At 70.3% G+C, this 19,031-nt stretch carries 15 protein-coding genes; 3 read left to right on the plus strand and 12 right to left on the minus strand.

Annotation, left to right across the window (positions count from 1 at the left end):
- Window positions 1–32: 32 nt before the first annotated feature.
- Entirely contained in the window at window positions 33–926 is an 894-nt protein-coding gene (locus FKO37_RS28965; RefSeq protein ID WP_238606540.1) for a CoA ester lyase, read from the minus strand.
- Window positions 927–946: 20 nt separating this feature from the next.
- The gene (locus tag FKO37_RS28970) at window positions 947–2,116 is read right to left on the minus strand and encodes a CaiB/BaiF CoA-transferase family protein (RefSeq protein ID WP_238606541.1); all 1,170 of its coding nucleotides are present in this window, start codon (window positions 2,114–2,116) and stop codon (window positions 947–949) included.
- Between the two features lie 161 nt (window positions 2,117–2,277).
- Between FKO37_RS28970 and FKO37_RS28975 the strand changes: the two genes are divergently transcribed.
- Window positions 2,278–3,741 (plus strand): aldehyde dehydrogenase, encoded by a 1,464-nt coding sequence (locus FKO37_RS28975; protein WP_238606542.1) that lies wholly within the window; start codon window positions 2,278–2,280, stop codon window positions 3,739–3,741.
- A gap of 12 nt (window positions 3,742–3,753) precedes the next feature.
- Window positions 3,754–5,148 carry an MmgE/PrpD family protein gene (locus FKO37_RS47625; RefSeq protein WP_238606543.1) on the plus strand — a complete coding sequence of 465 codons (1,395 nt, stop codon included), beginning with the start codon at window positions 3,754–3,756 and terminating at the stop codon, window positions 5,146–5,148.
- Between the two features lie 54 nt (window positions 5,149–5,202).
- Here the strand turns inward: FKO37_RS47625 and FKO37_RS28985 are convergent, their stop codons facing one another.
- From FKO37_RS28985 to FKO37_RS29010, 6 genes are read right to left on the minus strand one after another with little or no spacing between them, the layout of a single operon-like run.
- Window positions 5,203–6,252, minus strand: a complete 1,050-nt coding sequence (locus FKO37_RS28985) for a zinc-binding dehydrogenase (RefSeq protein ID WP_238606544.1) — start codon at window positions 6,250–6,252, stop codon at window positions 5,203–5,205.
- A gap of 16 nt (window positions 6,253–6,268) precedes the next feature.
- Window positions 6,269–7,756: a sugar ABC transporter ATP-binding protein gene (locus FKO37_RS28990; protein ID WP_238606545.1), complete on the minus strand. Its 1,488-nt coding sequence runs from the start codon at window positions 7,754–7,756 to the stop codon at window positions 6,269–6,271.
- Window positions 7,753–8,811: a hypothetical protein gene (locus FKO37_RS28995; RefSeq protein ID WP_238606546.1), complete on the minus strand. Its 1,059-nt coding sequence runs from the start codon at window positions 8,809–8,811 to the stop codon at window positions 7,753–7,755. Before FKO37_RS28995 ends, FKO37_RS28990 begins: the two co-directional genes overlap by 4 nt.
- Window positions 8,808–10,970: an SMP-30/gluconolactonase/LRE family protein gene (locus FKO37_RS29000; protein WP_238606547.1), complete on the minus strand. Its 2,163-nt coding sequence runs from the start codon at window positions 10,968–10,970 to the stop codon at window positions 8,808–8,810. Before FKO37_RS29000 ends, FKO37_RS28995 begins: the two co-directional genes overlap by 4 nt.
- Before the next feature lie 10 nt (window positions 10,971–10,980).
- Window positions 10,981–12,057 carry a substrate-binding domain-containing protein gene (locus FKO37_RS29005; protein ID WP_238606548.1) on the minus strand — a complete coding sequence of 359 codons (1,077 nt, stop codon included), beginning with the start codon at window positions 12,055–12,057 and terminating at the stop codon, window positions 10,981–10,983.
- A 35-nt stretch (window positions 12,058–12,092) separates the two neighbouring features.
- Complete coding sequence (locus FKO37_RS29010) at window positions 12,093–13,076, minus strand: ABC transporter permease (RefSeq protein ID WP_167756454.1); 984 nt, start codon at window positions 13,074–13,076, stop codon at window positions 12,093–12,095.
- A gap of 200 nt (window positions 13,077–13,276) precedes the next feature.
- Between FKO37_RS29010 and FKO37_RS29015 the strand changes: the two genes are divergently transcribed.
- Complete coding sequence (locus FKO37_RS29015; protein WP_238606549.1) at window positions 13,277–14,347, plus strand: LuxR C-terminal-related transcriptional regulator; 1,071 nt, start codon at window positions 13,277–13,279, stop codon at window positions 14,345–14,347.
- Window positions 14,348–14,451: 104 nt separating this feature from the next.
- On the opposite strand, the gene FKO37_RS29020 is transcribed toward FKO37_RS29015, so the two are convergent.
- The 4 genes from FKO37_RS29020 to FKO37_RS29035 all read right to left on the minus strand — a co-directional run bounded on the left by FKO37_RS29020 (window position 14,452) and on the right by FKO37_RS29035 (window position 18,999).
- Window positions 14,452–14,715: a hypothetical protein gene (locus FKO37_RS29020; RefSeq protein ID WP_238606550.1), complete on the minus strand. Its 264-nt coding sequence runs from the start codon at window positions 14,713–14,715 to the stop codon at window positions 14,452–14,454.
- 89 nt (window positions 14,716–14,804) lie between these two features.
- A complete protein-coding gene (locus FKO37_RS29025) occupies window positions 14,805–16,271 on the minus strand; it encodes an aldehyde dehydrogenase family protein (RefSeq protein ID WP_238606551.1) in 1,467 nt (488 codons plus the stop codon).
- A gap of 32 nt (window positions 16,272–16,303) precedes the next feature.
- Complete coding sequence (locus FKO37_RS29030) at window positions 16,304–17,413, minus strand: zinc-binding dehydrogenase (RefSeq protein WP_238606552.1); 1,110 nt, start codon at window positions 17,411–17,413, stop codon at window positions 16,304–16,306.
- On the minus strand, window positions 17,410–18,999 hold the full coding sequence (locus FKO37_RS29035) for a class I adenylate-forming enzyme family protein (RefSeq protein WP_238606553.1): 1,590 nt from the start codon (window positions 18,997–18,999) through the stop codon (window positions 17,410–17,412). Before FKO37_RS29035 ends, FKO37_RS29030 begins: the two co-directional genes overlap by 4 nt.
- Window positions 19,000–19,031 lie beyond the last annotated feature (32 nt).

The following is a 19,031-nucleotide window of genomic DNA, read 5'->3' on the forward strand; positions in this document are numbered from 1 at the left end:
TTTCCCGCGCGGGAAACCGGCACCGTGCCCGATCAAGCGTTCGCCGCGATCGCCTCCGCCTGCGCGACGATCCCCTCCGCCGTCTTCACGTGCGCGATGTCCACGTGCTGCCCTTCGAAGTCCACCGCCGCGCTGCCCGTCGCCTCGGCCGCGCGGAAGGCGTCGATCAACCGGCGCGAGTGGTCGACCGCCTCGGGCGTCGGCGTGAACACCTCGTTGGCGATCGCCACGTGCGACGGGTGGATGCAGACCATGCCGCGGTAGCCGAGCTGTTTGTTGTCCAGGCAGAACTGGCGGGCGCCATCGAGATCGCGGATGTCCTGCCAGACCCCCGCGACCGGATGGTGCAGCCCAGCCGCGCGGGCGGCGAGGACGATCCGGCTGCGCAGGTAGAGCGTCTCCAGGCCGGCCGGGGTGAACTCGAAGCCCAGTTCACGGCCGACGTCGGCGCTCGGTCCGGTCGCGCCGAGCAGGCTGGACACCCGGGGCGACGCGGCGGCGATCTCCTCGCAGTGCGCCATCGACGCCGCGGTCTCGTAGCTGACGATCAGCCCCACGCTCCCGGCAGGCAGCCCTTCGCGCGCTTCGAGATGCGTCACGACCGCGTCGATGCGGATCAGTTCCTCGGCGTCGAACACCTTCGGCAGGAACAGCCCGGCCAGTCCGGGCCGGACGACCGCCTCGAGGTCCGCGCCCTGAAGGCCGCTGACCGACGCGTTCGGCCGCACCCAGACGTCCGGGCGGACGCCCTGGGCGTGCAGGCGGTCGATCGTCTCCGCGACGACCGGGCGCGCGTCGTCCTTGCTCGCGACGGGCACGGAGTCCTCGAGGTCGAGGATCAGCGCGTCGGCGCCGGACGCGAGACCCTTGTCGGCCCACGAAGCCTTGTGGCCGGGCACGAAAAGCATGGAACGATACGGCTTCATCAGTGTTCTCCAGTCGTCGGTCAGGATTCGTACAGGACGCCGGTCGCGAACAGCTTTTCGACGTCCTCGGCCGCCAGCACCTCGCCGGCGACCGCACGGGAATCGGCGCCCACCTTCGGCGCGGCGGAAGAGCGGTCCGGACGCGCGCCGTCGAACGTCCACGGCGGGCGGAGCAGCGCGAGGCCGTCCGGCTGGCGGTCGGCGATGTCCAGGTGCCGCACCTGCGGGTGGTCGAGGTAGCCGGTCATGGACAGCACCGGCGCGAACGGCACGTCGTGCTCGGTCAGCACGCGCTCCCAGTGCTCCTTGGGCTTGCGCGCGAACTCCGCCTCGACGATCGGGACCAGCTCGAAGTAGTTCGCCTCGCGCGGCCGGTATTCGGCGAACCGCGGGTCCTCCAGCAGGTCGGTGCGCTCCAGCGCGCGGCACAGCGACTGCCAGAACTTCTGCGACGACGACAGGTGCACCGCGAGGTACTCCCCCGTCGACGTGGGCACGCAGAAGTTCTGCGCCTGCGGATGCCTGCTCGTGCGGCTGGGGTCGCGGCCGAGTTCGAAGGCCTGGGTGATGCCGTCGGCGGTCAGGGTGCTGACCGCTTCCATGATCGAGGTTTCCATCCGCTGCGGCTGTCCGGTCTTCAGGCGGCCGACGAGCGCGGCGAGCACGCCGGCCGCCGTGGTCAGCCCGGTGACCAGGTCCGCGCTCAGCCCGCCCGCCAGCTGGGGCTGCCCGTCGTCGCTGAACAGCGAGTAGAGGCCGCCGAACGCGTGCCCGATCGTGTCGTAGGCGGGCCGGTCGGCCAGCGGCCCGGTGGTGCCGAACCCGGTCACCGAGCCGTAGACGAGGTCCGGGCGCAGCGCCCGGCAGTCCTCCGGGCCGAGGCCCATCGCGGCCAGTTTGCCGGGGCGGAGGTTCTCCAGGACGACGTCGAAACGCGGCACCAGCGCCTTGACCAGTTCGACCCCCTCGGCGGTCTTGAGGTCGACCGACAGGCTGCGCTTGCCCGCGTTGTACTGCCGGAAGTACGGGCTGCCGTCGTTCATCCGCCGCCGGAAGTCCTCGCCGTGGACCGGCTTCTCCACCTTGACGACCTCCGCGCCGAGGCCGCACAGCATCGAGGTGCCGAACGGGAGCGAGATGTAGCCCCCGATCTCCAGGATCCGGATGCCGTCGAGTGGCTTGTGCTGCATGTCGCCCGCCTTCGCTCAGGGGTGGGTCTAGATAATATTTTATATTATCTAGCGGTACGCGCGTCAACCCGCCGGACCGGTCGCCCGAAAACCTGGTCTAGATATTTTATATTACGTATGCTTCCGGAAGACTTCCCCGGACCGGCAAGGAGCGTGCCCTGATGCCCGCGCAACCCCCGCTGTGGCAAGGCCACTACGACAAGCTCTTCCTCGACGGCAAATGGGCGGCACCCGCGTCCGGCCGGGTTTTCGACGTGGTCTCCCCCTCGACCGAGGAGGTTCTCGCCCAGGTCGCCGAGGGCACCGAAGCGGACATCGACACCGCCGTCTCCGCCGCGCGACACGCGTTCGACCACGGTCCGTGGCCGCGGATGGCGCTCGGCGAGCGCATCGCCGTGCTGCGCAAGCTCAGCGCCGCACTCGCCGAGCACGAAACCGACATCGCGCATCTGGTCAGCGCCGAGATGGGCTGCCCGATCACGCTGTCGACGAAGATGCAGGCGATCGGCCCCCGGCTTCTCCTCGACGCGTTCCTCGACCTCGCGCCGGACTACCCGTGGCAGGACAGCCGCCGCTCGGCGACCGGGCACGCGCTCGTCACGCGGGAGCCGGTCGGCGTGGTCGCCGCGATCGTGCCGTGGAACGCGCCGCTGCTGATCACGATGATCAAGCTGGCCCCCGCGTTGCTGGCCGGGTGCACCGTGGTGCTCAAACCGTCCCCGGAGACGCCGCTGGACGCCTACCTTCTCGGCCACCTGCTGGAACGGATCGGGCTGCCCGACGGGGTGGTCAACATCGTTCCGGCGGGGCGGGAGGTCAGCGAATACCTGGTCCGGCACCGCGGCGTGGACAAGGTGTCGTTCACCGGCTCCACCGCGGCCGGCCGCCGGATCGGCGCGCTGTGCGGGCAGGACCTGCGCCGGTGCACGCTCGAACTCGGCGGGAAGTCCGCGGCGGTGCTGCTCGGCGACGCCGACCTCGACGCCGCGATCGCCGCCGTCCGCGCCGTGTCGCTGCGCAACACCGGCCAGGTCTGCAGCAACAAGACCCGCATCGTCGTCGCCCGCTCGCGCCGGGACGAACTCCACGACCGGCTGGTGGACCTCGTCGCGTCGATGCCGGTCGGCGACCCGTTCGACCCGGCGACCGAGATCGGCCCGCTCGCCAGCGCGGCCCAGCGCACGCGCGTCGAGGGCTATCTGGCCGACGGCAAGGCGTCCGGCGCGTCGCTGCTGACCGGCGGCGGACGGCCGGAAGGGCTCGAGCGCGGCTGGTACGTCTCCCCCGCGGTTTTCGCCGACGTCGACCCGGACGCGAAGATCGCCCAGGAGGAGATCTTCGGCCCCGTCCTCACCGTCCACACCTTCGACACCGAGGACGAAGCGGTCGCCATCGCCAACAACTCCGACTACGGACTCAACGGGTCGGTGTTCTCCGCCGATCCGGAGCACGCGCTGGCCGTCGCCCGGCGAATCCGCACCGGCACCGTCGAGGTCAACGGCAACCCGGTCGGCTTCACCGCGCCGATCGGCGGGTTCAAAAACAGCGGCATCGGCCGCGAGGCGGGTCCGGAAGGCTTCGACGCCTACGTCGAACTCAAGTCCTACGGCCTGCCCCTCTCCTGAAAGGCACCCACAGTGAGCACCTTCTCCCCGGTCGAAGAAGCCGCCGCCCGGCTCGTGACCGACCTGACCTTCGAGGCGATCCCGGCCGAAGCCCTCGCCGGGGCCCGCAGGCTGCTGCAGGACCAGCTCGCCCTGCAGGTCGGCAGCGCGGCTCTGCCGTGGAGCCAGGCCGTGCTCGACGTGACCCGGGCGTCCCACGCTCCGGGGACCGCGCACGTCGTCGCGAGCGGCGACGCGATGAGCGCGGCCGACGCGGCGTTCGTCAACGCGACGTTCGGGCACGGCTTCGAGTACGACGACGCGCATCGCGCCAGCTCCGCGCATCCGGGCAGCTGCGTGGTCTCGGCGGCGCTGGCCGTCGGCGAAGAGCTCGGCGCGGACCTGCGCGACGTGCTCACCGCCGTCGTCGCGGGCTACGAGGTCTACACGCGGATCGGCACGCTCGCCAACCCGGCCCTCCTGATCCGCGGGTTCCACCCGCACGGACTCCTATCCGCCTTCGGGGCCGCCGCGGTGGTCGCCAAGCTGCGCGGCTTCGACGGGGAGACCACCGGGCACGCGCTGTCGATCGCGCTCAGCCACGCCTCCGGCACCACCGAGTACACCTCCGGCGGCGGATCCATCAAACGCGTGCACTCCGGCATCGGCACCCGGAACGGCATCCGCGCGGCAGAACTGGCGGCCGCCGGGATCACCGGTCCGACGACCTTCCTCACCGGAGGCAAAGGATTCTTCCGCGCCTTCGCCGGGCTGGACGTCGGCGACGCGGCGGGAGTCCATTTCGGACTCGAACGGACCTTCGAGGTGTCCCGGATCTGGCTCAAGCCCTACTGCTGCTGCGGCATCAACCACGCGTACGTCGATGGCGCGCGGCAGCTGACCGGGAATCCGGACCACGTCGAGTCCGTGCTGCTGGGCATCCAGACCGGCGGCGACGTCATCATCGGCAACCAGAACCGGCACGCCTACGCCCCGACGATCATCGAGCACCTGCAGTACAGCCTGCCGTTCCAGTTCGCGCTCTCGATGCTCGGCCGCGGCAACGGCTTCTCCACCCATCAGGCCTACCTGGCCGGTCAGCTGGACCTCGGCGAGAACAGCGACGTCGCCGCGCTGGCCCGCAAGGTGAAGATCGAGGTGTGCCCGGACCTGGACGAGCAGTACGCCGGACGCTGGGTCGCGGACCTGACCGTGTCCTATCGGGACGGCACGACCGAGCACGTGTTCGTGGACAATCCCGTCGGCACCGCGGAAAACCCGATGTCCCAGGCCGATCTGGACGCAAAGTTCCACGACGTGCTGTCCTCGGCGCTGCCCGCGGACCGGCGAGCTGAACTGCTGCACGCGATCAAGGACGGCCCCCTCGACCAGCCGGTCGCCGAATTCGCCAAGCTGCTGCGGGTCTGAAGCGACGCGAAAGCGCCGACGGGTCTTCAAGAACCCGTCGGCGCTTTCGTGGTTTCAGAACTCGATGACCGCCTTGCCGCCGGTCTGCTTGTCGAACGCGGTGTAAGCCTCGACCACGTCGTCGAGCCGCCAGCGATCGGTGAAGACCCGGTCCGCCTCGACGCCGTGCCGGGCGATGAACCGGGCACAGTCCGCCTGGCCGACCGGCGAGAACGTGTACGAGCCCATGATCGTGAGCTGCTTGCGGATCAGGTCCGGGCTGACGTCGAGCGTCACCGTCGAACCTTCGCCGACAAACGCCACCGCGCCCCACTTCGCCGCCGACTTCACCGCCGCGGCCCGTGCGGGCGGCGCGCCGGAGCAGTCGAGCGCCTTGGTCACGCCCTTGCCGCCGGTCATCTCCCGGATCGCTTCGACCGGATCGGCGGCGGTGGAGTCGATCGCGTGCGCCGCACCGAACTCCTTCGCCCGCGCCACCCGTTCCGCGGCGATGTCGACGGCGATGACCTCCGCGCCCATCGCCGCGGCGAGCTGCACGGCGGCCTGACCGACCGGGCCCTGGCCGAAGACCGCCAGCGTGTCACGCGCGTTCACTTCGAGCCGGGTCAGCGCGCCGTACGCGGTGCCGGTGCCGCACGAGATCGCGGCTCCGGCGGCGAAACTGAGCTCGTCGGGCAGCGGCACGAGCGTTCGCGCAGGCACCTTCAGGTAGTCCGCGTGCCCGCCGTGCGCGGTCGCGCCGTAGATGACGTTGCCGCGTTCGCACATCTGCGGCCAGCCGGTGCGGCACAGGTCGCAGAACCCGCAGCCGTCGTAGTGGTGGACCATCATCCGGTCCCCCACCCGCACCGCGCGCGGGTCGACCGCCGAGCCGATCGCCGCTACGACGCCGCACGGCTCGTGCCCGCCGATGATCCCGGCGCCGTCGCCGGCCATACCGAACGCGGCGAGCGCCTGTCCGGCGGGAGCCCGGTAGAAGTGCAGGTCGCTGCCGCACATGCCGGACGCCTTCATCTCCAGCACCACGTCGTCCGGGCCGGGTTGGGGATCGGCGAACTCCTGGATCTCGACGACCCGGTCGCCCTGAAAAATTGCTCCGCGCATCAGATTTCCGTTCTGGTCAGTGCACCGCGGCGAACATGAGGCTTTCCTCGTCGGCTTCCTCCGGCGAGAACTCGGCGGCGATGCTGCCTGCGCGCGCCACGAGCACGCGGTCGGACAGCGCCTGGATTTCCGGCAGGTACGAGGAGATGACCACGACCGCGACCCCGTCGTCGGCCAGCGCCCGGATCATCGCGTGGATCTCGGGGATCGTGCCGAGGTCCACGCCGCGGGTCGGCTCGTCGATGATCGCGACCAGCGGCTTGCGGGTCAGTCCCTTGGCCAGCACGATCTTCTGCTGGTTCCCGCCGCTCAGCTCCTCGACGGTCGCCTTCGTCGGCTGCAGCGTGCGGACCTGGAACTGTTCGACAAACCGCTTCGCGACCGATTTGCGCGAGCCGGGCTGGAAGAGGAACGGCAGGCGCCGCGCACCACAGAGGTGCCCGAGGTAGATGTTGTCGGCGATGGTGAGATGGCTGAAGAAACCGGACGCTTTCCGGTCCTCGGTGATGTAGACGATCCCGGCTTTGCGTGCCTGCCGCGGCGTGCGGAACCGCACCGGCTCGCCGTTCAGCCGCACCCGGCCGCCGCGCAGCCGCCGTCGTTTCAGGATCCCGCTGACGATCATCGCGGTCTCGCTGCGTCCCGCGCCGACGAGACCGTAGATGCCGACGATTTCCCCGGCGTAGGCGGAAAACGCCATGTTCCGCACGACCGGCAGCAGCGTCACGTCCTCGACCTGCAACGTCGGTGCCGGCTCGGGCGCGCGGTTCGGCTCCACCCGCCCCATCTCGACGGTGCGGCCGACCATCATCTTCACCACGCGGTCGCGGCTGAACTCCGGCCTCTCCAGCGTTCCCTGGACCACGCCGTCGCGCAGGACGGTGATCCGGTCGGCTTGTTCGAAGGCCTCGTCCAGCATGTGCGTGATGAAGATGACGCCGATCCCGCGCTTGCGCAGCTGCTGCATGGACAGGAACAGCTGAAGCCGTTCCTCCGGTGTCACCGAGGACGTCGGCTCGTCCAGGATCACCAGCTTCGCGTTGCGGTGCACCGCGCGGGCGATCTCCACCATCTGCTTCTGGCCGACGCCGAGCGCGCCGGCCGGAACGTCCGGGCGGATGTGGAAGTTGTGCGATTCCAGCAGCTCCCGCGCGACCACGTTCAGGTGCCCGAGGTTGTTGAACACCTTCTCGTCGCCCATGAACAGGTTCTGCGCGACGGTCATCGACTCGACCAGCGAGCCTTCTTGGTAGACCATCGCCACGCCCGCCTCGACCGATTCGCGCGGGGTGGTGAACGCCCGCGGCACGCCGTCGACCTCCAGCGTGCCGGAGTCGTGCGCGACGGCCCCGGAGACGATCTTGACCATCGTGGACTTCCCGGCGCCGTTCTCGCCGAGCAGCGCGTGGATTTCGCCCGCCCGCACGTCGAAGTCGACACCGTCGAGCGCGTACGTTCCGCTGTAGCGCTTGCTGACGTTCGTCAGCCGCAACACCGTGCTCATGCGTCCTCCAGCCGCAGCAGGTTCCGGCCGCCGCGGGCGGCGGCGATCACGTGTCCGTTGTGGACGGTCAAGCCGGTGACGCCGTGCCGCGGGCTGTCGACCCGCGCGTGCGCGCTCTCGGCGACGCGGCCGGTGGAGTCCGTCCGGAACACCAGACCGCACGAGCGCGCCGGTGCCCAGCTTTTGACCACGCCGAGCACGCGCAGCTGCCCCATTTGCATCGTGTCGGTGAACGGGTCGCCCGCGCGCAGCCTCGGCACGAACCACTCCTCCGGGCTGATCTTCTCCGTCATCTCCGCCAGCAGCCCGGGTTCGTCCAGCAGCAGTTCGGTGACCCGGTTGCGGATGTAGGGCGCGGCGAACCACCAATCGTCCCCGGCGACGTGCACCCGTCCCGGGTAGACCGGCAGATTCGCGCTCAGCACCCGGCCTCGTCCGCCCGGCGCGGAGCGCGCTTCGATGCGGTGGTCCAGGCTCAGCGACAGCAGCACTTCACCCGCCGCCACGCCAACGCCCGACGGCCAGGCGAGACGCTCCGCGACCACCTCCGCCCGCGCACCGTCGACCCGCACCAGCAGGCCCGACCGGTCTCCGGAGACCAGCGCCCGGGACCATTCCGAGACCTTCGTCGAGCCGACAGTCGCCAGCAGCGCGGCCCCGTCGGTCGCGAGCGCGGTAACGCAACCGGCGACCGGCGCGTCCGTGCAGAGATCCTCGGTTTCGCCGGACTGCGCCACCGAAACCAGGCCGCGCCCTTCGACCGCAGCGACGATCTGATCGTCTCGCACGGTCAGCGCCGTCACCGGGCCGCCGAACGAGACCAGCCGCGTCACTTCGTCCGCGCGCACGGCGAAGACGTCGTTGCCGCTGCTGAAAGCCAGCCCGGCGGCTGTCACGACGACGTCGTCCGGCTCGTACTCGCCCGCGGGCAACAGCTCGGCCGCACTGTCGAGGCGGAGGTTCGGCCGCAGCCCGGTGTCCATCGGGGGCACCGTGCGGGCGCGTCCCCAGTTCGGGTTGAGCCATTCCTTCACGGTGTCCAGTACCGGGCTCATCGCACTGCCTCCGCCGCCGCGCGCACGGCTGTCCCGGGGACCGCGGCGGGATCGATGTCGCCGATCTCGCTCGGGTCCAGCTCGAGCCGGCCGATCCGGTTGTTGCTGACGCCGCACAGGTACAGGTGGCCGTCGCGTTCCTTGACCGCGGTCACCATCGGGTAGTTCTCCATCGTCTCGTCCCACAGCACGGCGAGGATCTCGCCGCGGTCGCTGAACTTGACCGCGCAGGAGGTGTTGAGCTGCGGCACCACCCAGTTGTCGACCGCCGCCTCGCGGGTCATCCGCCGCCGCACCGCCGGATAGCGGCCCAGCAGGTCGGACATCTGCGTGCGCATGGCGCACAACGGCATCCAGTAATTGCCGTCGGACGAGCGGTTGATGTTGTCCGGGTAGCCGGGCAGGTTCTCCAGCACCGGTTCCAGCTGTCCCTTCCTGGGCCCGGCGATCCAGAGCCGGTCGACGCGGCACAGCCCGGTGCTGGCGATCAGGATCGACTCGCCGTCGTGGGCGGTGCAGATGCCGTTGGGGAACACGTAGTTCGACACCACGACCTCGGTTTTGCCGTCCGGCGTCACCCGGATCACCCGGCCGTTCGGCCGGAATTCCACCAGTTCCAGCAGGAAGTCCGCGGTGTTCGTGCGGGTGGAGAAGTCCGAGGCGTAGATCGAGCCGTCCGGCGCGATGTCCAGGTCGTCGATCGCCCGCAGCCCCGAATCGTCGATCAGCGACAGCGGGCTGCGCTTGACCTTGTTCGCCACCAGCTCGGGCTCGCCGTCGGTGCCGATGCGGTAGATGCCCATGCCGCCGACCGCGACGACCAGCCGCCCTTCGGCGTCCCACGCGTGTCCGCACGGGAAGCCGCCGGTGCGCGAGAAGATCTCGCCTTCGGTGTCGTCCAGGCCGCGGAACCGCCACACCCAGCCGCGCTGGTCGCCGCAGTAGACGTTGCCCTCGGCGTCCACCGCACAGTCCTCCGCGCCGCGGATCTTGCCGAGCCCGACCGGTGGCGCGTCGGTCAGCCTGCGGTTGAGCGACCAAACCGTGCCCGGCTTCGTGACATCGACCAGCGGGCCGAGCCGCAGCCGTGCCGGGTCGATCTTCAGCTTCTCCACCGCACGCTGCCGGTACTTGCCCCATTTGAGGTCCAGCACGGTGAACACGAGCAGCACCGCGGCGAGGATGACGGTGTAGTACGAGCCCTGCGCACCGTCCGAGACAGTCGCCTGCTCGATGATCGTCACCACCGCGACACCGACCGCCGCGCGGAGCACCGAACCGCGTCCGCCCTTGATGCTGACGCCGCCGAGCACCACCGCGGTCAGCGCGATGATCTCCCAGCTGTTGCCGACGTTCGGGTCGGTCCGGGCCAGCCGCGCCGAGGTGAGGATCGCCGCCGTCCCAGCGAGCGCGCCAGACAGCACGTAGGTCCAGAACGTCACGGCGGTGACCGGGATCCCGTTGCGCCGCGCGGACCGGCGGTCCGAGCCGGTCGCGGTGACCCACCAGCCCCAGCGCGACCGCGTCAGCGCCAGGTGGACCACGATCAGCACCACCGCGAAGAGGAACCACGCGGTCGGGACGCCCAGCACCCGGCCCTCGCTGAGGAAGTCCCACACGAGCGACGGTTTCGTGACGCCGATCTGCGTGCTGTTCGCGTTCTGCAGCACCGAGGCCGCGCCGCCGAAGGCGATCAGCGTGACCAGGGTGGTGATGAACGGGCGCATCCGCAGGATCGCGATGAGGAACCCGTTCACCGCCCCGAGCACCGCACCCGCGACGATCGCCGCGGGCACGACCAGGGCGGTCGGCCACAGCCACACCCGGTCCGCGACCATCGCGCCCAGCCCGCAGAACCCGACCACCGAGCCGACCGAGAGGTCGATGCCGCCGCCGACCAGCACCACGGTCAGGCCGATCGCGAGCAGCCCGTACTCGGACACCTCGTCCAGCACGAGCGGCGCGTTGGCCGCCCCGACATTGGTCGTGGCGAGCACGTAAAAACACAGCGCGAGCGCCAGCACCAGCGGCACCGCGCCTTCCATCCACCGCTTCTCGAACAGATCCGAGACGGTGCGGTAGCGGGCGATTCTTTCCGTCGGCCGGCCGCCGGTCATGCCGAAGGCGTCCAGCCCGCGCCGGAACGGAGACGTAGTCATCGGTCCCCGCTCACTTGCTCTGGTAGCACGCGATGGTGGTCTGGTCGATGTTCGCCTTGTCGACCACCGTGCTCGACACGTACCCGACCGAATGCGCGCTGCCCGGCTTCGCGCCGTTGGTGAGCAGGTTCTGCACCGCGACCGCGCCGGCCGCGCCGATGCCCTGGACGTCGTAGGCAGCCGAGGCGGTCACCAGGCCTTGCTTGAGCGCATTGCACCAGTCCGCGTCCGCGTCGAGCGTGTACACGCCGACCGCGCCCGGAGCCACCTGGCCCCGGCCTTCCGCCGCCTTCACTGTCTGCCCGACGGTGATCGAGTTCAGGTCGAACGTCACCAGGAAACCGCACAGTTTCCCTTGGTGCTGCTGCAGAACCGATTCGGCCGCGGCCTGCGCCTGTGCGTTCTGGAACTGCGAGTGCGCGGTGAGCACCTGGTAGCCCTGCGCCTGCGCGACGTCCTTGATGCCCTGGCCCCACAGGATCGACGCCGGGTCGTTGCCCGGGCCGTCGATCACCGACAGCGTCTTGGGCGCGTGCCGGGCGTCGCAATCGGAGATCGCGCGCTTGGCGATCGACTGCGCCGCGCCGTAGACGTCGACGCCGACGAACGAGTCGCCGAGCCGGGTGGACGGCATGTTGAGCACCACGGTGTAGATGCCCGCCTTCTGCGCCCGGTCGATCGCGTTGTCGAGCAGGCCGAGATCCTGGTTCTGCAGCACGAGCACGTCGGCGGCCTTGCGCGCGATGAGGTCGTTGATCGTGCTGATCATCCGGTCGCTGCTGAAGTTCGAGTCGTAGACCTTGAACTCGGCCCCGAGGTTGTCGAACGTGCGCTGCATGGTGGTGCCCCAGTTCTCGGTGAGCTTGTAGCCCTTGTAGAGAATCGGGACGAAGGCGATCCGCTTGCCCTTCAGCGCGTCGTGCGATTTCTGCCGCATCGGCATCAACTGCTCGTTCGCGCCGAACACCGCGTTCGTCGCGGCGGCCGCCGAATCCGACGACCCGCCGCCGACCGAGCAGGCGGACAGGCCCGCCGCGACCAGCGCCGCCGACGCGGCGAGCACGAGCAGTTTCCTGGTGATCTTCATGTGCTTCTTCTTCCGTTCCCCGGCGGCATTGCCGGTCACAGTTCCCCGGATTTCTCGGTTTCCTCGTTGCGCGGACGCAGCCACGCGTCGAACGCGATCGCGGCCGCCAGCACCGCGCCGCGGATCAGGTCCTGCACGGCCGTGCTCAGCCCGTGCAGTACCAGCAGGTTGTTGAGCACGCCCACGAACAGCGCCCCGGCGAGGACGCCCAGGATCGTGCCGCGCCCGCCGGACAGCGAGACTCCGCCGATCACCACCACCGTCAGCGCGGTGAAAAGGATCGGGTCGAAGGACGTCACGGTCGTCTGCACGCTGCCCTGGATCGACACCGTCACGAACCCGGCCAGCGCGGCGAGCAGCGCGGACAGCACGTAGGTGAGGATCTGCAGCGGCCGCACCGGAGCGCCGGTCGACCGGGCGGTCTCGAAGTTGTCGCCCATCGCGCGGATCAGCCGCCCGGGCGAGGTGAAGGCGACGAACAGCCAGGCGAGCAGGAACGCACCCGCCGCGATCAGCACGGGACGCGGCACGCCGAGCACGGACCCGCCGCTGAGCTGCGCCAGGAACGACCCGGCCGGCACGCCGTAGACGTTCTGGGTGAGGAACAGGATGTCGATCCCGCCGATCGCCAGCATCCCGGTCGCGAGCGTCACGAAGAGCGCGGGCACCTCGAACACGGCGACGAGCACGCCGTTGACGAGCCCGATCGCCAGCGCGAGCGCGGTCATCAGCGCGATCGCCTGCCATTCCGGCATGCCCTCGCTGACGAACGCGAGCGTCGCCTGCGCACAGCCGAGCCCAATCCCCGCCACCGAAAGGTCCAGCCCCTTGCCGAGGATGACGATCGCCTCGCCGATCGCGAGGATGCCGAACGCGGCGGACAGGTTGAGAATGCTGCCGAAATTGCCTGCGGTGAGGAAATTCGTCGTCGTGGCTCCCGCGGCGAGCGCGAGCAGCACGGTGATGACGAGTACCAGATAGGTCTGGTCGAAGCCGCCGAGGCGTGCCCGCAGGGACACGCGTGGCTTCGTTGCCACTGATGCGGTAGTCATGGGATTCCCGGTTCGATGGGTGGACAGCGCGGCCAGTGTGTCCGCGGTCACCGGGCCGCCGCATCTGCCGCCGGTCGTATTCCGCTACCCCGTACGGCCGATCGCTCGGCTGGCCCGCTCGAAGCCTCCGATATATAATATGCGCACTTTCGGCAAGGGAGCTGCCCATGAACGCGACCGGCTTTCCGCGGCTCGACAGCGTCCGTCTCGACGCCGGACTCGCCGAGGAGGTGCGCGCACTGGGACGGGACGCGGGTGCCGCGCTCGACCGGATGCTGCCGGTCGGCCGCTGCGCGGAGGTGCTGCCCGCCAAACGGCTGCTGGGCCAGGTGTGGGACGCGACGATGGCCGAACTCGGCTCGGCTCCCGCCCCCGAGCGGCTGCCCGGGCTGACCGCACTGCTGGCCCGGGTCCGAGACCTGGAGTCCCGGGTGGACGATGCCCGCGTCGCCGACGGGGTCGCGACGATGCGCCGGGTCCGCCGCGCCCTGACCCGCCTGCACGCCTGCCCGACCGCCGACGAGGTGCTCTCGCGCGCCGCCGAGGAAGCTTGCACGATCGGGTTCGACCGGGTTCTCGTGTCCACAGTGGACGACGCGACCTGGATGCTGCGGCGCATGGTGATCGAGCAGGATCCCCGGCTGGCGGCGGAAATGCTCGCCGCCGGCCGCGAGGCCCCGCCGCGGCTCGACGGCTCGCTGGTCGAATCCGACGTCGTGCACCAGGCCCGCGCCGGCCTCGTCTACGACGTGCAGGAGAACCCGCGCGTGAACCGGCAGCTGGTCTCGATGTCCGGCTGCACCTCGTATGCCGTCGCGCCGCTGCAGGCGTACGGGAAGGTCGTCGGACTGCTGCACGCGGACAGCTACTACTCTCCTCGCCGCGAGGTCGATGCCACCGACCGTGCCGTGTTGAACCTGTACGCGGAAGGCGTGAGCGAGACGCTGGCCCGGGTGTCCGTCCTCGAAGGACTGGCGTCGCTGCAGCAAGGAATGTCCCGGCTGGCCGCCGACGTGCGCATCGGCCCCCCGCCTCCCGGACCGGCGCCGCACCCGCTGCTGTCGGCACGGGAGGCGGAAGTGATCGACCTGATGGCCCGCGGCGACGCGAACCGGGCGATCGCGCGGAAGCTCTCGATCTCGGAGGGGACCGTGAAGACGCACATCACGCACATCCTGCGCAAGCTCGACGCGGCGAACCGCGCGGAGGCGGTGGCGTACTGGCTGCGGAACTGTTGAGAATATATTCATCCCTTTTCCGCGAGGCGATGGCGATTACGGGGGCGGACATGGAGACGGGCAGTACCGCGGCCCGTTCAACCGCGGTACTGCCCGTTGCTTTTTCAGGCCGCCTGAGCCGCCCCCAGCGCCGCCGCACCGGCCGGTGTGAGGCGGGCGCGGACCCGCTTCCCGAGCGCCGCAGGTCCGGTTTGGACGATCAGCCCCCGATGGGCGAGCGCGTGCGCGGCGTACTGGTCGCAGCACGCCACGCCGTCGACGAACATGTCTGGCTCGCGGCTGCACGTGATCTCGGCCCGCCCGGCGGCCACAACGCGGAGGAGGGCCAATGCCCGGCGGCTCAGGTCCGGATCTGTCCGAGGCGCCATCGCGCACCTCCTCGCCGTCGAAATAATATTTTATATTAAGCTTCGAGTAGAGGTACGTCAAGCGCGGCAGCGGCGGCGGACGGCCGCGGTCAGGAGAGGCCAGGTCCGAGGAGGATCTGCTTGGTCTCGGCGAATTCCCGGATTCCCTCAGGCCCGCCTTCCCGTCCCCAGCCGGACCCCTTCCGTCCTCCCCACGGCGCGGCGACGCTCGGGCCGAACGAATTCAACGCGACCGAGCCCGCGGTGATGCGGTCCGCGCAGTACTGGCCGCGTTCGAGGTCGGTCGTGTAGACCGTCGCGGCGAGGCCGTAGGAGGTGTCGTTGGCGAGCGCGATGCCGTCGTCCAGATCCGTGTAGGTCAGCACCGCCGTGACCGGGCCGAAAACCTCGTTCCGGGCGAGGTCCGACCCCCGCTGGACGTCGGTCACGATGGCGGGCTCGAACCACCACCCGGGGCCAGGCGGGCGCTCTCCCCCGGCCACGACGCGGCCGCCTTCCGCGACGGCGCGCTCGACGGCCCGTTCGGTGCGCGCGAGGGCAGCCGCGTTGGCGAGCGGGCCGATGTCGGTGCCGCAGTCGAGCGGATCGCCGATCTTCAGCCGCGACCACGCGGCGGTCATCGCGTCGACGACTTCGTCGTGCCTCGATTCGGGGACGAGCACGCGGGTGAGCAGGGCGCAGACTTGACCGGTCCCGCCGGTCGCGCCGGGGACGAGGCTGCGCAGCACCTTCTCCAGCGGGGCGTCCGGCAGGATGAGCGCGGGCGATTTCCCGCCGAGCTCCAGATGCGTGCGGGCGAACCGGCCGCGGGTCGATTCGATGATGTCCTGCGCGGCCACACGTCCGCCGGTCAGGGAGACCAGGTCGACGCGCGGGTCGGCCGACAGCGCACGAGCGACGTCAGTGTTCCCGGCCAGAATGGACAGTGTCCCGGACGGGAAGCCTGCTGCTTCGGCGCACTCGGCGACCAGGCGCATGATCAGCTGCGACTCCACCGCCGCTTTCACGATCACCGGGCACCCGGCGAGCAGCGCGGGAATGATCTTGGTGGCCATCGTGACCAATGGGCCGTTGTAGGCCATGATCCCCGCGACCACTCCGGCCGGTTCGTGCGTCACGAGCACGTCGCCGAGCGGGGTGCTGCGCCGTTCCGGCCGCAGCGCGTCCTCGGCCTGGTCGAGTGCCGCGGTCCACGCCCCGACGGCGCCGAAGCGGTGCAGGGTCGCGCTGTAGCGCACCGGCATCCCGGCTTCGACCGCCCACACCGCGCCCATCTCCGGGAGCCGTTCTTCCATGGCCGCACAGAAACGCCGGACGGCCTCGACTCGTTCCGCGACGGGCAAGCGGGCCCACGAGGTCAATCCCTGCTCGTGCGCCGCGGTCACCGCCGCCTCGGCCTGATCCGTTCCCGGCAGCCCGACTTCGGCGACGACCTTTTCATCGGCGGGCGACACGATCTCGTACCGGCCGCCGCTCGCGGGCAGCCATTCGCCGCCGACGTACACCTCGTCCAGGTGCCCGACCTCGGCACCCGCGATCTCGATCGAGTTCGACAACTCGCCGTCTCCGTTCTCGTCCGGTCGCCGGCTCAGGACATGACCAGCGACGCCCGGGCAGCTTTGCCCGCGGCCTGGTCCGCCAGCGCTTCGTTGATCGCTTCCAGCGGGTAATCCGCGGCGGCCCGCGCCAGGGGCAGGTCCCCCGCGCGGCGCGCGAGGAAAGCCAGGGCCCCGGCGAGGCTGCGCGCGTCGTAGAAGGACACCGCCTGCAGCGTGATGTTGTTCATGACCAGGTAACCGGGGTCCACCTCGACCGGCGTGCCCTCGTAGAAGGTGCCCAGCTCCAGGTACTTCCCGCCGCGTGCGGTCATCCGGATCCCCTCCGGGATCGCCGACGGGTGCCCGGCGAGTTCGAACACGACGTCGCCGCCGCCGTCGGTGAGTTCCCGTACCCGGGCGGCACGGTCCTCCGGCGACCCGAACTCGCGGAAGTCGACTGTCTCGTCGGCGCCCATCTGCCGCGCCAGAGCCAGCCGCTCGTCCACTCCGTCGATCACGACGACCTGGCCCGCGCCGCATTCCCGCGCGAGCGCGGCGCCGTAGAGACCGAGTCCGCCCGCGCCCTGGACGACAACGCGGTCCCCCATCGACACCTGCGCGCGGTCGAACGCCATCACCATCTGGGCGAGCGCGCAGTTCACTCCAGCGGCCAGGACGTCGCCGACCTCGTCCGGGACTTTGAACACGGCCATCGTCGGGCGCACGTAGAAATAGTCCGCGAACGCGCCGCGGAAGTGCGGGAACTCCGACGGTTTGCCGACGAACGCGCGGTGCTGCCGCAGACACGCTTCGGCACGGCCCCGCAAGCACAGCCGGCACCGCCCGCAGGGCGCGAAGTACTGGCACACGATCCGGTCGCCCGGCCGCAGGGGCGCACCGGACCAGTCCCGGTCCACGCCCGGCCCGAGACTGTGCACGACGCCGGTCATCTCGTGGCCGATCACCCGGCCGTCCTCGCGGCGGCCCCGGTCGGCGAGCGCTCCGTCGCCGCGCCAGATGTGCACGTCCGAACCGCAGATGTTCGCTCGGGTCACGCGCATCACCAGCGCACCGGGCTCCGGTTCGGGAACGGGGAGTTCGGCCAGTTCGAGTTTCGCGCCGGGCCCGAAGAACAGGGCCGCTCGGCCGGTCTGGGTCATGCCGGGTCTTCTCCTCCCGCGGGAGCGCCGAGGCGCTCGCCGAGGTTCGCGTAGGTTTCCTTCATCAGGTACTTCACAACTTTTCCGGAGGCGGTGCGCGGGAGTTCGCGAACGAAGGCGAAGTACCGGGGGATCTTGTACTTCGCGAGCCGTTCGGCGAGGTAGCGGCGCAGGTCCTCTTCGCACGGCGACGCACCGGGTTCCGCTACCACGACCGCGCAGCCGACCTCCGCCAGTTTCGCGTCGGGCACGCCGATCAGCGCGGCGTCGTGCACTCCGGGATGACCGGTGAGGACCTTCTCCACCTCGGCCGGATAGACGTTCTCGCCGCCGGTGCGGATCATGTCCTTGGCCCGCCCGGCGAGCGTCACGAACCCGTCGGCGTCGACCCGGCCGAGGTCGCCGGTGCGGCACCAGCCGCCCGCGAACGTCTCCGCGGTCTCCTCCGGGCGGTTCCAGTAGCCGATGCCGACCCCGGGGCTGCGGAGGTGGATTTCGCCGACCTCGCCGGTCGGCACCTCCGTCCCGAGCGGGTCGACGATGCGCACCTGGGTCATCGGCTGCGGCACGCCGACGCTCGTTTCCCTGCCCCTGGCGACCGTGTGGTCCAGGTGCAGCGCGACCGCCCCGCCTTCGGTGAGGCTGTAGGACTGGGTCAGGTTCACGCCCGGCAGCCTCTTCTCGACCACGTCGTACACCCACGGCATGATCGTGTCGCCGCCGGTGACGATCCGGCGCAGGGACGGCGGAACCAGCGCCTCCAGCCCGTCGATCCCGCCGAATTCGGCGAGCATGAACGAGTAGACCAGCATGGCCGTCGCCGAATGGCGGCGGGCCGCCGCGAGCATCGATTCCAAAGTGAATCCGCCGGACGGGAAGGTGACGGCGGTGCCGTGTCTCAGCAACGCGGGCAGGAGCAGCACCTCGAAACCGCCCGCGTGGAACAGCGGGCCCTGGGTGAGCGCGACCGTGGTGCGGTCGAACTTCCAGCTCAGGGCCTGGATCGTGCCGATCCACACCGCATTGCGGTGCGAAAGCAGCGCGCCCTTCGGGCGGCCGGTGGTGCCGGAGGTGTACATCAGGGTGAGCGGCTCGTCCGGGCCGACGTCGGGGAACTCGCCGTCCGCCCCGCCGAAGGCGAATTCCTCCAGCGGCACGGCCCACCCCGGTGCGGCAGCGTCCGAGCCGGCCCGCGCTACGTACGTCCGGGCAGGCACCTCGTCGCGGATCCCGGCGAGCCGCTCGCCGAACTCCGCGTCGAAAATCACTGTGCTCGCGGCGGAATCCCGCAACTGGTAGCTCAATTCGGCCGCGGTGAGCCGCCAGTTCAGCCGCACCGAAATGGCCCCGATCCGGCCGAGCGCGAGATAGAGCGCCACGTAATCGGTACAGTTGCGCAGCAGCAGCGCGACCCGGTCGCCGGGGCGCACGCCGTCGCGCCGGAGAGCTGTCGCGAGCACCAGCTCGCGTTCCCGCAGTTCCGCGTAGGACAGCGGGTCCGCGGTGCCGATCGCCAGCGCCGGACTGTCCGGCGGGACGCTCGGGACCTGCCCGGCGACCGCGTCCGTAATCCACGAGATGTTCATGTCCACCGCTCCGTCCGCATCGGCAAAGGCAC

The sequence above is a fragment of the Amycolatopsis sp. Poz14 genome (assembly GCF_006704225.1).
Classification (GTDB): Bacteria; Actinomycetota; Actinomycetes; order Mycobacteriales; family Pseudonocardiaceae; genus Amycolatopsis; species Amycolatopsis nivea.